Source organism: Winogradskyella marina (assembly GCF_015645385.1).
Taxonomy (GTDB): domain Bacteria; phylum Bacteroidota; class Bacteroidia; order Flavobacteriales; family Flavobacteriaceae; genus Winogradskyella; species Winogradskyella marina.
On the sequence record NZ_JADOET010000001.1, the window covers coordinates 711035 to 725472 of the forward strand.

Consider the following 14438-nt stretch of genomic DNA (forward strand, 5'->3'; position numbering starts at 1 on the left):
CAATCATTATTTCTTAATTTTTATGAATTATGTTAGAATACATTATAAAATTCAGCTTAAAAAATAAGCTGATTATTTTCCTATTTACAGCTTTTATTGTTGGTTTCGGTATCTTTTCCTTAACGCAAATTCCTATTGGAGCTGTACCCGATATTACCAACAACCAAGTGCAGGTTATTACCACCTCGCGAAATTTATCAACCCAAGATGTTGAACAATTTATCACCTACCCCGTAGAATTAGAAATGGCGAATTTACCTGGCGTAGAAGAAATTCGTTCGGTATCTAAATTCGGTTTATCCGTCGTCACCATTGTTTTTGAAGACGCTATGGGAACCTACTTACCCAGACAATTAATCGCGGAAAAAATAAAGTCGGCCTCCGAAAAAATCCCTGAAGGTTTTGGCAGCCCAGAAATGGGACCCATTACCACAGGTTTAGGTGAAATTTACCAATACATTTTAGATGTAAAACCGGATTATAAAGACCAATATTCAGCAACTGACTTAAGAACCATTCAAGATTGGATAGTAAAGCGGCAACTATCCGGGATTCCTGGTGTGGTTGAAGTGAATACTTGGGGTGGATTTTTAAAACAGTATGAAGTGGCTATTAACCCGAAGCAATTAAACGCCATGGATATTTCAATTTCTGAAATTTACGAGGCACTAGAAAAAAACAATTCCGTTGCTGGTGGTGGTTATATTGAAAAAAATGATGAAGCCTTTTTTATACGTGGCGAAGGTTTAGTAAAATCTCTAACAGACATAGAAAATATTGTTGTTAAAAACACCAGCACACCAATTTACATCAAAGATGTTGCTAAGGTTGATTTTGGCAGTGCCACACGCTTTGGAGCCATTACCGGAAACGGGGAAGGCGAAAAGGTTTTAGGGCAAATTATGATGATTAAAGATGGTAATTCGAAAGCCGTAATCGATGCCGTAAAAGAACGTGTGACTTCTATTCAGCATACCTTACCAGAGGGCGTTTATATCAATGGTTTTTTAGAACGAAGCGAACTGATAAACAAAACCACATTTACGGTGTCTGAAAATTTAATCCTCGGTTCACTTATTGTCATTTTTGTAGTGGTCTTATTGTTAGGAAATTTACGTTCTGGCTTGGTCGTCGCTTCAGTTATTCCTTTGAGTTTATTGTTTGCCATTTCTATGATGAATGTATTTGGCGTAGATGCCAATTTAATGAGTCTTGGCGCTATTGATTTCGGAATTATTATTGATGGTGCTGTTATCATTGTAGAGTTTATTGCCTTTCGAATAATTTCAAAAAGTGACCAACTAAAAACAATCAACAAACACGAAAGACAGACCGAAATTGACAATATTACCCTAAAAAGTGCTTCAAAAATGATGAATTCGGCCATTTTTGGGCAATTAATCATCCTCATTGTTTTTATTCCTATCTTAACACTAACTGGTGTGGAAGGCAAAATGTTTAAACCCATGGCACTCACCTTTAGCTTCGCGCTCGTTGGTGCTATGCTTTTGTGTTTAACCTATGTGCCCGTAGTAGCATCCTTATTTTTAAAACCTAGCCAACCATCTTCAAAGAATGTTTCGGTACGCTTAATGAATTTTATCAAAAAAGGGTACGAACCTATTATCCGTTGGTCTTTAGCTCACAAAAAAATAGTCCTTAGTCTTTCTGGAGTTTTATTGGTAATAAGTGCATTTATTTTTAGCAAAATGGGTGGCGAATTTATACCGACTCTAGATGAAGGTGATTTTGTAATTCAGCCCGTTCTTAAAACAGGAACCTCCCTCGGAAAAACCATAGAAATCACTACAAAAATAGAACAAATATTAATCGATAATTTTCCTGAAGTAGAACAAGTCGTATCCCGAATTGGTGCAGCGGAAGTCCCTACCGACCCCATGTCCATGGAACAAAGTGATATAATTATAAAATTAAAACCCAAAAAAGAATGGGTTTCAGCAAATAGCAAAGACGAATTAGCCGAGAAATTTAAAGGTGCTTTAGCAGTAATTCCTGGGATGGAAATAGAATTTACCCAACCTATTGAAATGCGATTTAACGAACTTATTACAGGTGTAAGAGCTGATGTTGCTATTAAAATTTTTGGGGAAGATTTATCAGTTTTAGCAAAAAAAGCCAATGAGGTTAAATCCTTAATAGCACATGTAGAAGGAGCATCTGATATTGTGGTAGAAAAAGTAGAAGGTTTACCTCAAATGAGCGTGGTGTACAATAGACATAAAATAGCCCGTTATGGCCTTAACATTTCAGATATTAATAATCTTATTTCTATGGGATTTGCTGGTAAAACCATTGGGAATGTCTTTGAAGGTGAAAAACGATTTGATTTCGTAGTTAGATTAGATGAAAACAGTAGAAAAAATCTTGAAAGTCTTCAGAACTTATATGTCGATGTGCCCAATGGTAGCAAGATTCCTTTGCGTGAATTAGCAACGATTACTTACACGGAAGGTCCTGCAAAAATTTCGAGAGATGATACCAAACGTAGAATCGTTGTTGGCGTAAATGTTAGAAATAGAGATTTAGAATCGGTAGTGACAGAGGTTAGAACTATTCTCGATACGCAATTACAACTTCCGGTGGGTTACAACATTACATATGGTGGTCAGTTTGAAAATCTTCAAAGTGCTAAAGACCGTTTGCTTGTTGTAATTCCCATAGCATTGATTCTAATTTTTGTACTCTTATATTTTGCATTTCATTCCGTAAAAGAAGCTCTAATAGTGTATTCTGCCATTCCGCTAGCTGCTGTTGGAGGTGTGTTGTTATTATGGTTACGCGACTTACCATTTAGTATTTCTGCAGGGGTTGGTTTTATTGCTCTATTTGGTATTGCCGTACTAAACGGTATTGTGCTCATAGAACATTTTAAGGCGTTACACGATGAGGAAGGCATGAATGATATTGAAGCGCTTGTAAAGCGTGGAACAACGGAACGTTTAAGACCTGTATTATTAACAGCTTCGGCTGCGGCCTTAGGATTTTTACCTATGGCTATTTCTACTAGTGCAGGTGCAGAAGTACAGCGTCCATTAGCCACGGTAGTGATTGGCGGCCTGTTTACTGCCACTATTTTAACCTTAGTGGTCTTACCCGTTCTATATACATGGTATAAAAATAAAACAGCCCATAAGATGAATAAAACAACAGTAGTCACTATCCTTGGTTTTCTATTTATGTGGCAAGGCAATGCCCAAACACCACTTACGGTAGAGCAAACTTTAGAGGTCGCTATAGCGAATAATGCCCATTTAAAAGCTTCACATTTAGAAATTGAAAAAAGGGATGCTTTGGTTGCAAGTGCTTTTAATTTTAATAAAACGGCGTTGTATTATAATTATGACGAGAGCAACTTAGCAGCGAACAACAAACCTTTAAAAGTATTTGGAATTGCTCAAGATTTTAAATTTCCAACGGCTTATTTTGCAGATAAAAAAGCGAACAAAGCCAGAGTAGATTTAGAAACCTCTAGATACAATATTCAATTACAACAGCTTAAAAAACAAGTTTATTCTAGTTATTATCAATTAGGTTATGCGAAACAAAAGGCAGAAACCTATCGATTTTTAGATAGTTTATATCATGATTTTGCGCAGAAATCTGCACGACGTTTTGAACTTGGCGAGACCAATTATTTAGAAACCATCACGGCCGAATCTAAGCAAAAGCAATTGCGAACCTTGTATAAGCAAGCACTGCAAGATGTTGCATATTCAAAAGAGCAATTAAAAGCAATTGTACAAGTCGACACTATTGTTATAATAGACCAGGACTTAGACCAATTAGAATTAAACAGTCCTTCGCTTCAAGATAATTCTGGTTTACGCTATTTCGAAAATGCCGAAAATTACCAGAATGCTCTTTATAAATCCGAAAAGCAAAGTCTTCTACCCGACCTTAGTTTCGAATATTTTCAAGGAACCAACGACCAATTAAATGATAATATTAGAGGCTATCAATTCGGGCTAAAAATTCCCTTATTATTCTTTGGAAATTCTTCAAAAATCAAAGCCTCTAAAATTGCCAAAGACATCATTGTAGAGCAGAAACAAGATTATGAAGTGCAATTAAATTCAAAATACAAATCGTTGCTCACCACACTACAGAAATTTGAAGAAGCTATTCACTATTACAATACCCAAGGCAAACGCTTAAAAAATGAAATTATTAAAACAGCCAATAGAACCTTTAAAGAAGGTGAAATTGACTTTTTTCAATACATCCAAAGTTTAGAAACCGCTACAGACATTGAGCTCACGTATCTCGATAATCTAAATGCGTACAACCAAACTGTTATTAGTATTAATCACCTTATTTTAAATCAATTTTAAAGATGAAATATTTATATATACTCTTATTCGCCGTGCTATTTACAGCCTGCGGAAACGAAAAAAACAATGAAGTCGAAGTCGCACCGACAAAAGCAGACCATGACCACATTACCGTTACTAAAGCCCAATTTGAAAGTGAAAATATGGTGTTTGGAAACTTAAGTGAATTCGATTTTAACGAAAGCATCAAGGTCAACGGCATGATAGATGTACCACCACAAAGCAAATCGAGCATTTCTACGTTTATAGGTGGCTATATTACCAAAACACCTTTATTAATTGGTGACAGTGTTACAAAAGGGCAAGCCTTAGTCACACTTGAAAATCCTGAATATGTTGAAATTCAACAAAACTATCTTGAAGTCGCAGAGCAGTTGAATTACTTAAAATCGGAATTCAACAGACAAAAAACCTTGTTTGATGAGCAAATAACCTCAGAGAAAAATTATCTCAAAGCAGAAAGTACCTACAAGAGTAATTTGGCCCATTATAATGGCTTACGCAAAAAACTGCAAATGATGAATATTAGTCCAAAGCAAGTAGAAGCAGGCCGAATTTCATCTCAAATCACGTTGTATTCACCAATTTCTGGCGCTGTAAGTAAGGTTAACGTAAGTAATGGGGCTTACGTAGCGCCAAGCGATGTAATTTTAGAAATTGTGGATACGGACCACATTCATTTAGAATTGGAAGTTTTTGAAAAAGACGTTATGAAAATCAAAAAAGGTCAAAGCATTCGTTTTCAAATTCCAGAAGCCTCAAATGAAACTTTTGGCGCAGAAATTCATTTGGTGGGTACCACTATTGATCCAACAAGCAGACGAGTACAAGTGCATGGTCATGTGCATAATGAAGCGCACAATTTTATTGTAGGCATGTTTGTAGAAGCAGAAATTATCACCGAAAGCAACCAACAAATGGGTTTACCCAAAGACGCTTTAATACCCTTAGAAGACGGCACCTATGTTTTAATTTTGGACGAAGAAAAAGAAGGTGAATTTCATCTTAAAAAAGTAAAACTGGAAATAGGAAAACAAACTGAAGATGCTGTTGAAGTTTTAAATACAGACGAGTTAAAAAACAAACAACTATTAATTAAAGGCAAAGGTATGTTGCTGAATGAAAGCGAAGGAGGTCATAGCCACTAGAAAATTAAATTTGCATTTTAAACGCAACCTTTTGTTGTATTAGGTATCTATAAAATATAAATTATTGAAACAAATCAAAAATCATCAATCTATCAAAATCAACTTATGAAATCATCACTTTTTGCTCTATTTCTGCTATTTTCTATCTTAACCACTTATGCCCAAACACAAATTGAGGACACCTCTAAAGAGTCAGAAATTTCAACCAACCTGTTAGATTTGGTCATTGCAGGAACTTTAAATGTGAATTATGAGCGTTTATACGACAACAATCAATCGCTATATATTGGTGCTAACTTCTTCGATAGTTATGCATATTATGATGTTGGTTATATTGATAAAACTACAGCTATGAGTTTAAATGCGGCATATCTTGTTTATTTTTCAAAACATAAAGACCATGCCGGTTTTTTCTTTTTTCCACAACTTAAAGCAAGAACAGGAGAAATTTCGGTGGATGACGGTTACTATTATTATAATGATGGTTTTTCTGAATCTTATGTTGAAGATAAATATACTTATGATGTTTCAGGTATTTCTGCAGGATTTGGGATTGGCCATAAATGGATGTTTAGCAATAAATTCACCTTAACTCTTAAAGGTGATGTAGCAAGAAACTTAGGGAATTTTGATACCGATTATTTAAGTAATGTTGAATTACGATTTGGTGTTAACTTTGGTTATCGTTTTTAACAGATAGTATATTTATAAAAACAAAATGTCCAAATGATTAGAATTTGGACATTTTTAGTATTTGAGATTCCTTCCCAATAATTATCGGGATTCGCAGGAACTTATTATTTCATTTTCTTCAGCCAATGCTTCACATCAACCTCAGCTTTTATAATATCTTTTAAATCTTCAATCTTTACACGTTTTTGTTCCATAGTATCTCTATGACGAATGGTAACCGATTGATCTTCTAACGTATCATGATCTACGGTAATACAGAATGGTGTTCCGTTAGCATCTTGTCTTCTATAACGTCTTCCAACGGCATCTTTTTCATCGTAAGTGACGTTAAAATCCCATTTTAAATCTTCAACAATTTGTTTTGCGATTTCTGGCAAACCATCCTTTTTAACTAATGGTAAAATCGCTGCTTTATTAGGCGCTAAAACTGCTGGTAATTTTAAAACGGTTCTTGTGGTATTGTTGTCTAATTCTTCTTCAACCAAAGCATTTGAAAAAACAGCCAAGAACATACGATCTAAACCAATAGACGTTTCTAAAACATAAGGCGTATAACTTGCGTTATCTTCATGGTCAAAATACTGTAATTTTTTACCTGAAAATTCTTCATGTTGTTTTAAATCGAAATCGGTACGTGAGTGAATACCTTCTAACTCTTTAAACCCAAATGGAAATCTAAACTCAATATCTGTCGCAGCATCTGCGTAATGCGCTAATTTTTCGTGATCGTGAAAACGGTAATTCTCTTCACCTAAACCAAGAGATTTATGCCATTTTAATCGTTCTTCTTTCCAATACTCAAACCACTTTAACTGTGTACCTGGTTTTATGAAATATTGCATTTCCATTTGCTCAAACTCACGCATTCTAAAAATAAACTGTCTTGCAACAATCTCGTTTCTAAAAGCTTTTCCGGTTTGTGCTATTCCAAAAGGAATCTTCATACGTCCTGTTTTCTGAACGTTTAAGAAGTTTACAAAAATACCTTGTGCTGTTTCTGGTCTTAAATATAAGTCAATTGCTGTATCGGCAGAAGCACCAAGTTTTGTTCCAAACATTAGGTTAAATTGCTTAACATCTGTCCAGTTTTTACTACCTGCAACAGGACAAGCAATCCCCAATTCTTCAATTAAGGCTTTAACATCAGCTAAATCTTCTTTTTCTAAAGACTGACCTAAACGTTTTAAAATTGAATTGATTTTTTCTTGATAACCTACTACACGTGGATTAGTTGATAAAAACTCATCTTTATTAAAAGCATCACCAAAGCGTTTTGCTGCTTTTTTGACTTCTTTTTCAATTTTAGTTTCAATTTTAGCACAATAATCTTCCACTAAAACATCTGCTCTATAACGTTTTTTAGAATCCTTATTATCAATTAAAGGGTCACTGAATGCATCTACGTGTCCAGAAGCTTTCCAAGTGGTTGGGTGCATAAATATTGAAGCATCTAAACCCACAATATTATCGTGCATTTGCACCATTGATTTCCACCAATAGTCTCTAATATTTTTCTTTAATTCTACTCCATTTTGAGCATAATCGTACACTGCACTTAGTCCATCGTAGATTTCACTACTCTGAAACACGTAACCATACTCCTTTGCGTGAGAGATTACTTTTTTAAATTGATCGTCGTTTGCCATAATACTGCAAAAATAAAAAACCGCTCTGACTAACAGAACGGTTTTTCAAAAATTATATGTTTAATTGTATGAATTATTTATTTAAAATTGAGACTTGTACTTCCAAGCTTTACATTTTCATGAAAAACATTAATAAAGTAGCTGCCTTTTAAAAAAGGTTGATCGTCATTATCGGCAACTATTGCTATACAAATTTCTAAATTTTCCTTCTTGTAAGTTACAATTTCTTTATGACTGTAATTTAATGAGGTGCTTCCGAAAAACACTTCACCTTTATCTGAAACAACATTACCCTGAGGACTTACAACTTGTATATAAATATCTTTTTGCCCTTCTATAGACAACGGGTTTTCATTTAAGGTAACACAAACGTCAATGGCATTGGCGCGTTTTGCACGTTCGGTAAATCGCTTTTTACCCGACCTTAACCTGTACGATTGTGCATTAATATTACTTGCTCTTAATACAGCAGCATTATCAATGGTTTTATAAAGCGAATCGTTAACTTCTTCTAATCCGGTAATCGTAACTGTGTTATTCTTAATAGTCTTTAATGCGTAGCGTTTTTCATTCTGCAATTTCTTATTAGCAGAATTTAAAGAATCTATAGTACGAAGCAAAACCTTACTTTTAGATTTTAATACGGCAAGCTGATCTTTATATTTAGCAATTATAGATAAATCACTTTTTAACAACCGTAACGAATCTAAAGCATTACTAGTCTCTAATTTCGCAGCTTGGAGCTGAGTTGTCATAAAATTATAGTCTTGGCTAAGTGCGTCATAACTAGATAGCAAATCTGCTAATTCAGTTTCTATCAAAACTTTTTCTTGTTTTAAGAACTCTTCGTAAGCATCAATAGATTGATTTTTATTAAAACTATAAATTCCTAAAACGGTTAAAACGACTAATAAAGAACTAATAATTAATCTATAATTAAATAGCTGAGGGTTAACTATCATTATTAATTTTATTAATTTATAGCGAAATTAGAGCTAATTGAAGTCTGATTTTATTTTAATCGACAAAATGATGAAAAACTTGTTAAACTTGTTCTTTCCTAAGGTTTGTGAAGCCTGCAATAACGTTTTAACCGATAACGAGGTCGTTTTATGTACAACGTGCAGACATCATTTACCTGTCACTAATTTTCATTTTGACAATACTGAAGATGTAAAAAAAATAGTTTACGGACGCGTAAAATTAGAAAAAGCAACAGCCTTATTACATTTTTCGAAAAAAGGAATTGTTCAGCAAATACTTCATAACTTAAAGTATAGAGGTCATGAAGATATTGGACGGTTTTTTGGCGAATGGCTTGGAGCAGAATTAGCAACTGTAGAGGCTTATAAACACATCGATGTTGTGATCCCTGTACCTCTATATAAATCTAAGTTAAGAAAACGTGGCTATAACCAAGTGGCGAAATTTGCAAAAGAAATTGCAAACGCACTCCATGCAGACTATAACGACAGGGTTTTAATCAAAATAAAATCGACTAAAACACAAGTTTTTAAAGGACGTTTAACACGTTGGAATGACGATGGAGCATTATTTGATATTTCCGAAAACAAATCATTGGAAGGAAAACATATTTTACTCGTTGATGATATCATTACAACTGGCGCAACGGTTGAAGCTTGTGCTACCGTTTTGTTAAAAATTGATAATATTAAGTTAAGTCTTGCAACTATGGCAATTGCGGATTAATTTTTTCGTTTCTAAATAAATTATATTGTTTCTTTGTGCTAAATTATTTTGAATAGATGCGTTTATCATTACTGCGAGTTTTAAGTCTGATTTTAATTGCAATATGCATTGCAAGTTGTGCTAATCGTGGTACTCCAACAGGAGGAGAAATAGATATTTTACCACCAGAAATAACACAAGCTGTCCCAGAAAATTTTTCGACCAATTTTAAAGGAGATGAAATTAAAATTTACTTTAATGAATACGTTAAAATACGAGATCTTAGAAAACAACTTATTGTATCTCCGCCTATGGATACGGATCCTATTGTAACACCAATGAGTGGTGCGAGTAAATACATTACAATTAAAATAATTGATACTTTAGAAGCCAATACAACCTATGCATTTAATTTTGGAGAAAGCATTGTAGATAACAACGAAGAAAACCCTTATCCTTATTATCGCTACGTGTTTTCTACTGGAAGCACTATAGATTCTTTAGCTGTAAAAGGTTATGTTGTAGATGCACTGCAGGAAAAACCAGACACTTTTATTTCTGTAATGTTGTACGAGGTAGATTCTACTTATACGGACTCTATTATTTATAAAGAAAAGCCACGATATATTACTAACACATTAGACAGTGTTACCACATTTAGTATCGATAATATTAAAGCCGGAAAATATAAACTGATTGCGTTAAAGGATGAAAATTCTAATTATTTGTTCAATCAGAAAAACGATAAAATAGGTTTTAAAGAGGACTTTATAACAGTGCCAACCGATGACACTTATGAGCTTAAACTTTTTAATGAAGAAGTAAACTATAAAGCCTTTAGGCCATCACAAGATGGTGAAACACGACTTATTTTTCCGTATGAAGGTGATTATGAATCCATGCGAATTAAAGTGCTTGGAGAAACACCTGAAGGTTACAAGTCTCGCATTGTTAAACACCCAACAACAGATACCCTATATTATTGGTACAAACCAAAATTTGAGATTGACACGACGTTCTTTACTGTCACCAATAACAAACAGATAGACACGTTTAAACATCGTTTTAGAACCATAGAAGGAGACTCTTTAACTCTTAAACCTGTTACACAAGGTATCCTAAATTTTGATGAAGATTTTACGATGGAATCTAATATTCCGTTATCTAAAATTGACACTACTAAGATTAAAATAATAAACAAAGATTCTTTAGCGGTACCGTTAAAAGTAGAGTATGATTCTATTTTTAACACGTATAAATTTCCAATTGACAAGCAAGAAGATGAGAAATACAATTTCACTATGCTTCCAGGTGCATTTACCGATTTCTATGAGGGCACTAATAAAGACACTTTAAATTATTCTATTAGAACCAAAATGAAATCTGAATATGGAAATATTAGAGTCAATATTAGAAACGCTAAATTTCCATTAATTGTTCAACTTGTTAATGAACAAGGCAAAGTTATGTACGAACGCTATGCGAAAGATTCGCCTGTTGTAGAATTCAGAAATTTAGTACCAAGACGATACAAATTAAGGGCCATTTTCGACACCAATGAAAATGGAAAATACGATACTGGTAATTTCTTATTAGGTATTCAACCAGAACGTGTTAGTTACTCAGAACCTATAGAAGAAGTGCGCTCTAATTTCGATTTTGTTGAAGAGTTTACGCTTTTAGATTAAACCCGTCTCTATCGTTTAAAAAATTCAGCTTTTCACGGTATTTAGTAATGACATCTTTTTCTAAAACCACGATTGCAGTAGCGTCTTGGTCTTCAGATAAATTATCCATTCTATTTCCTAAAACATCATAAGCTACTGAATGCCCTGAATACTCATGGTTATTACCATCTAATCCTACTCTATTCACTCCAATACAATAGGTCATATTTTCAATGGCTCTTGCTTGCAACAAGGCATCCCAAGCAGCAATTCTTACTTTAGGCCAATTGGCAACATAAATTAAAAGATCGTAGTCTTCAGCATTTCTTGCCCAAACAGGAAAACGTAAATCGTAACAGACCAACGGACAAATTTTCCAGCCTTTATAATTGAAAATCACTTTTTCAGTTCCTGCTGTATAGACCTTGTGTTCACCTGCCAATGTAAAGGTATGACGCTTATCGTAGGTTGTAATTGCGCCAGAAGGCTCAACGCAAACCATTCGATTATAAAACTTATTATTTTCAGAAATCACAAGACTTCCCATAATAACCGCATCCTTATCCTTAGCTAATTGCTTTAACCATGCCATTGTTTTTCCATCCATTGTTTCAGCAACAGATTCAGGATTCATTGTAAAACCAGAGGTAAACATTTCTGGTAAAACAATAAGATCGACACCTGTTGAAATGGCATCGATCTTATGATACAATAAACGTCTATTCTCTTCTGGGTTTTCCCAAGCTAAAGACGTTTGTATTAAGGCTACGTTTAATACGTTAGGCATAGTTACATTTTTTGTTTTGCTTTTGTAAGCTTTTCTGTGAGCTTGTCAATTTTATCAAGCCACTTTCCTTCATCTACAGGTGACAATTTACCTTTTCTTTTTAACTTTTCATATTTCTTCTGAGCCTTTTCTAATTTGTCTTCGGCCTTTTCAAATTTCTTTTGAAGCTTTTCCTTTTTCTTTATTTCCTTCTCAGCTTTCTTTTGTGCTTTTTCTTCCTTTTTCCGTGCCTTTTCAGCTTTTTTATTCTCTTTTTCTAGTTTTTCGGCAACGGCTTCCTTTTTCTTTAAAGCTTTCTCTTCCTCCTTCTTTGCTTTTTTAGCCTCTTTTATTGCTTTAGCTTCTTCCTTTTTTAACTTTTCTGCTTCAACTTTAGCCTTTTCTACAAGTTTAATTTTTTCTGAAATTACAGCAGCTTCTTTAAAAATTAAGGTCTTTTCTTCAAGACTTAAGGTTTCAGTTACATCTTGTCCGTCTTTAAAGATTTTCTCATTTTTTACCTCATAAGTTTTTCCGTCTTTTACAACTTCCTGAGCAAACGAGTTTAAAGAAAAGGCTACGAATAATAAGAGTATATAAGATTTCATTGTTTTGGAGTTTATTGTTCATTTATAAGACACAAAAATGCTTAAAAAGTAACATCTAAAATTACGTTTAAAGTTTATTTTTTGCTTCATTTACGTCTTCTTTTATTTTTTCGAGTTTTTCTTTCCAGTCTTCGATATCATTCGGTGAAAGTTTACCTTCTTTCTTCAACTTTTTAAACTTATTTCTTTTGTCGTTGTAACGCGCTTTAATTGTTGCGTAATTATCGCGTGCATCTTGAGATTCTTTAAGACTGTCCTCCAATGTTTCTAGTTCTTCTTCTAGTTCCTTTTGCTTATTTTCTGCTGCTTCCTGGATGTTTTCTTGTTCTTCAATGGCATCTTCTAATTCCTTTTGCTTCTTGTCAAAAGCCTTTTTTGCATTTTCTTTTCTTTCAAGAACAGTATTTATCGCTTCTTTTTCTTCCGCACTCAAGTTTTTAGTGACGTTATTTCCGTCATTTTTAATGGTGTTACCTTTTACTTCATACACTTTACCTTCATCTGTAATGACACGTTCACTGCTTCCGCAAGACAACATTAAGACTAAAGAAAAGCACATTATTATATTTTGAAATTTCATAGTTATAGTATGTATTGGTTCTATTTTTTTAGACACCCAATAACACATAAAGTCACGATTTTACGAAAGTTTTAACATTAGATCCTATTTACAATTTCTGCCGCTTGTAGTAGTGTTTCATCTGTTTTTGCAAAACAAAAACGCAACACCTTATCATCTTTCCCATTGTCATTAAATACAGATAGTGGAATTGAAGCCATCTTAAACTCTTTGGTTAATCGTTTTGCAAAATCCACATCGTATTCATCTGTAACCTCAGAATAATCTAAAACTTGAAAATAGGTGCCTTTTGAAGGTTGAAACTTAAAGCGCGATTCTGAAATTAATTTTAAAAACAAATCGCGTTTCTGTTGAAAAAAAGCATTTAAACCCAAGTATGTCTCTGAATCTTGCATATAATCTGCAATCCCTTTTTGCGACGGATGGTGTACCGAAAAGACATTAAACTGATGCACTTTTCTAAACTCTGACATTAAGTAATCTGGCGCACAGCAATAGCCTATTTTCCAACCTGTGTTATGAAATGTTTTTCCGAAGGAAGCCGTTATAAAACTGCGTTGTTTTAAATCTTGAAATAAACAAACACTTTGGTGCTGAGCATCATCAAAAACGATATGCTCGTATACCTCATCACTCAAAACAATAATGTTGGTACCGTTTGTCAATTTTTGAAGTTGAAGCATATCCTCTTTAGACCAAATCGTTCCACTAGGATTGTGCGGCGAATTAATAATTATCATTTTGGTTTTAGACGATATTTTTGAAGCCACCTCATCCCAATTCACTTTATAATTAGGGGCTTCTAATTGAACAGCGATTGGTTTTCCTCCATTAATTTCAATAGCGGGTTGGTAACTATCATATGCAGGTTTAAAAATGATAACCTCATCATTTTTGTTTACAAATGCCGAAATAATAGTATATATCGCTTGGGTTGCACCTGCCGTCACTGTAATTTCCTTTTCAGGGTGATAATGGCTTTTATAAAGTAACTCATATTTATGAGCAATCGCCAGACGCAAGTCTAAATTACCAGCCATTGGTGCATATTGATTGTAACCTGTATTCATGGCATTGGCTACCAAATCATTCAACTTTTTCGAACTGGGAAAATCAGGAAATCCTTGTGATAAATTAATAGCATTATGTTGTTTTGCCAAAGCACTCATCACCGTAAAAATTGACGTGCTTGTATTCGGTAATTTAGATTTAAAATTCATGAAATTATATGCTTTATATGCTAAAACATTAAAGATATAAAACAAGCTTTTCTATCTTTACAAAAACTA

Annotated in this window: 11 protein-coding genes; 5 read left to right on the plus strand and 6 right to left on the minus strand. The window is 33.9% G+C overall.

Annotated elements, in window-relative coordinates:
• Positions 1-29: 29 nt before the first annotated feature.
• The 3 genes from ITJ86_RS02920 (at position 30) to ITJ86_RS02930 (ending at position 6193) form a co-directional block, all read left to right on the plus strand.
• Positions 30-4352, plus strand: a complete 4323-nt coding sequence (locus ITJ86_RS02920; protein WP_195870098.1) for a CusA/CzcA family heavy metal efflux RND transporter — start codon at positions 30-32, stop codon at positions 4350-4352.
• 2 nt (positions 4353-4354) lie between these two features.
• A complete protein-coding gene (locus ITJ86_RS02925; RefSeq protein WP_195870099.1) occupies positions 4355-5500 on the plus strand; it encodes an efflux RND transporter periplasmic adaptor subunit in 1146 nt (381 codons plus the stop codon).
• 105 nt (positions 5501-5605) lie between these two features.
• Positions 5606-6193 (plus strand): DUF3575 domain-containing protein, encoded by a 588-nt coding sequence (locus ITJ86_RS02930; RefSeq protein WP_195870100.1) that lies wholly within the window; start codon positions 5606-5608, stop codon positions 6191-6193.
• A gap of 104 nt (positions 6194-6297) precedes the next feature.
• Here ITJ86_RS02930 and ITJ86_RS02935 read toward each other — a convergent pair whose 3' ends face one another.
• Together ITJ86_RS02935 and ITJ86_RS02940 are read right to left on the minus strand one after the other, a co-directional pair.
• Positions 6298-7839, minus strand: coding sequence for a glycine--tRNA ligase (locus ITJ86_RS02935; protein WP_195870101.1), 1542 nt, complete (start codon positions 7837-7839; stop codon positions 6298-6300).
• A gap of 77 nt (positions 7840-7916) precedes the next feature.
• Positions 7917-8801, minus strand: coding sequence for a hypothetical protein (locus tag ITJ86_RS02940; RefSeq protein ID WP_195870102.1), 885 nt, complete (start codon positions 8799-8801; stop codon positions 7917-7919).
• 70 nt (positions 8802-8871) lie between these two features.
• Here ITJ86_RS02940 and ITJ86_RS02945 point away from each other — a divergent pair, with 70 nt between their 5' ends.
• Both ITJ86_RS02945 and ITJ86_RS02950 read left to right on the plus strand, forming a co-directional pair.
• Positions 8872-9549 carry a ComF family protein gene (locus ITJ86_RS02945; protein WP_317190611.1) on the plus strand — a complete coding sequence of 226 codons (678 nt, stop codon included), beginning with the start codon at positions 8872-8874 and terminating at the stop codon, positions 9547-9549.
• 56 nt (positions 9550-9605) lie between these two features.
• A complete protein-coding gene (locus ITJ86_RS02950; RefSeq protein ID WP_195870104.1) occupies positions 9606-11216 on the plus strand; it encodes an Ig-like domain-containing protein in 1611 nt (536 codons plus the stop codon).
• Here ITJ86_RS02950 and ITJ86_RS02955 read toward each other — a convergent pair.
• The 4 genes from ITJ86_RS02955 to ITJ86_RS02970 form a co-directional block, all read right to left on the minus strand.
• Positions 11200-11982 (minus strand): amidohydrolase, encoded by a 783-nt coding sequence (locus ITJ86_RS02955; protein ID WP_195870105.1) that lies wholly within the window; start codon positions 11980-11982, stop codon positions 11200-11202. The genes ITJ86_RS02950 and ITJ86_RS02955 overlap by 17 nt on opposite strands.
• A gap of 2 nt (positions 11983-11984) precedes the next feature.
• Complete coding sequence (locus tag ITJ86_RS02960) at positions 11985-12569, minus strand: hypothetical protein (protein WP_195870106.1); 585 nt, start codon at positions 12567-12569, stop codon at positions 11985-11987.
• A gap of 67 nt (positions 12570-12636) precedes the next feature.
• Positions 12637-13149, minus strand: coding sequence for a hypothetical protein (locus ITJ86_RS02965; protein WP_195870107.1), 513 nt, complete (start codon positions 13147-13149; stop codon positions 12637-12639).
• A 77-nt stretch (positions 13150-13226) separates the two neighbouring features.
• Positions 13227-14369: a methionine aminotransferase gene (locus tag ITJ86_RS02970; RefSeq protein ID WP_195870108.1), complete on the minus strand. Its 1143-nt coding sequence runs from the start codon at positions 14367-14369 to the stop codon at positions 13227-13229.
• Between the last annotated feature and the right edge of the window lie 69 nt (positions 14370-14438).

Excerpts from the sequence above, each read along its gene's own strand:
- ITJ86_RS02920 (WP_195870098.1), top strand. The coding sequence starts at position 30 with ATGTTAGAATACATTATAAAATTCAGCTTAAAAAATAAGCTGATTATT.
- ITJ86_RS02925 (WP_195870099.1), top strand. The coding sequence starts at position 4,355 with ATGAAATATTTATATATACTCTTATTCGCCGTGCTATTTACAGCCTGC.
- ITJ86_RS02930 (WP_195870100.1), top strand. The coding sequence starts at position 5,606 with ATGAAATCATCACTTTTTGCTCTATTTCTGCTATTTTCTATCTTAACC.
- ITJ86_RS02935 (WP_195870101.1), bottom strand. The coding sequence starts at position 7,839 with ATGGCAAACGACGATCAATTTAAAAAAGTAATCTCTCACGCAAAGGAG.
- ITJ86_RS02940 (WP_195870102.1), bottom strand. The coding sequence starts at position 8,801 with ATGATAGTTAACCCTCAGCTATTTAATTATAGATTAATTATTAGTTCT.
- ITJ86_RS02945 (WP_317190611.1), top strand. The coding sequence starts at position 8,872 with ATGAAAAACTTGTTAAACTTGTTCTTTCCTAAGGTTTGTGAAGCCTGC.
- ITJ86_RS02950 (WP_195870104.1), top strand. The coding sequence starts at position 9,606 with ATGCGTTTATCATTACTGCGAGTTTTAAGTCTGATTTTAATTGCAATA.
- ITJ86_RS02955 (WP_195870105.1), bottom strand. The coding sequence starts at position 11,982 with ATGCCTAACGTATTAAACGTAGCCTTAATACAAACGTCTTTAGCTTGG.
- ITJ86_RS02960 (WP_195870106.1), bottom strand. The coding sequence starts at position 12,569 with ATGAAATCTTATATACTCTTATTATTCGTAGCCTTTTCTTTAAACTCG.
- ITJ86_RS02965 (WP_195870107.1), bottom strand. The coding sequence starts at position 13,149 with ATGAAATTTCAAAATATAATAATGTGCTTTTCTTTAGTCTTAATGTTG.
- ITJ86_RS02970 (WP_195870108.1), bottom strand. The coding sequence starts at position 14,369 with ATGAATTTTAAATCTAAATTACCGAATACAAGCACGTCAATTTTTACG.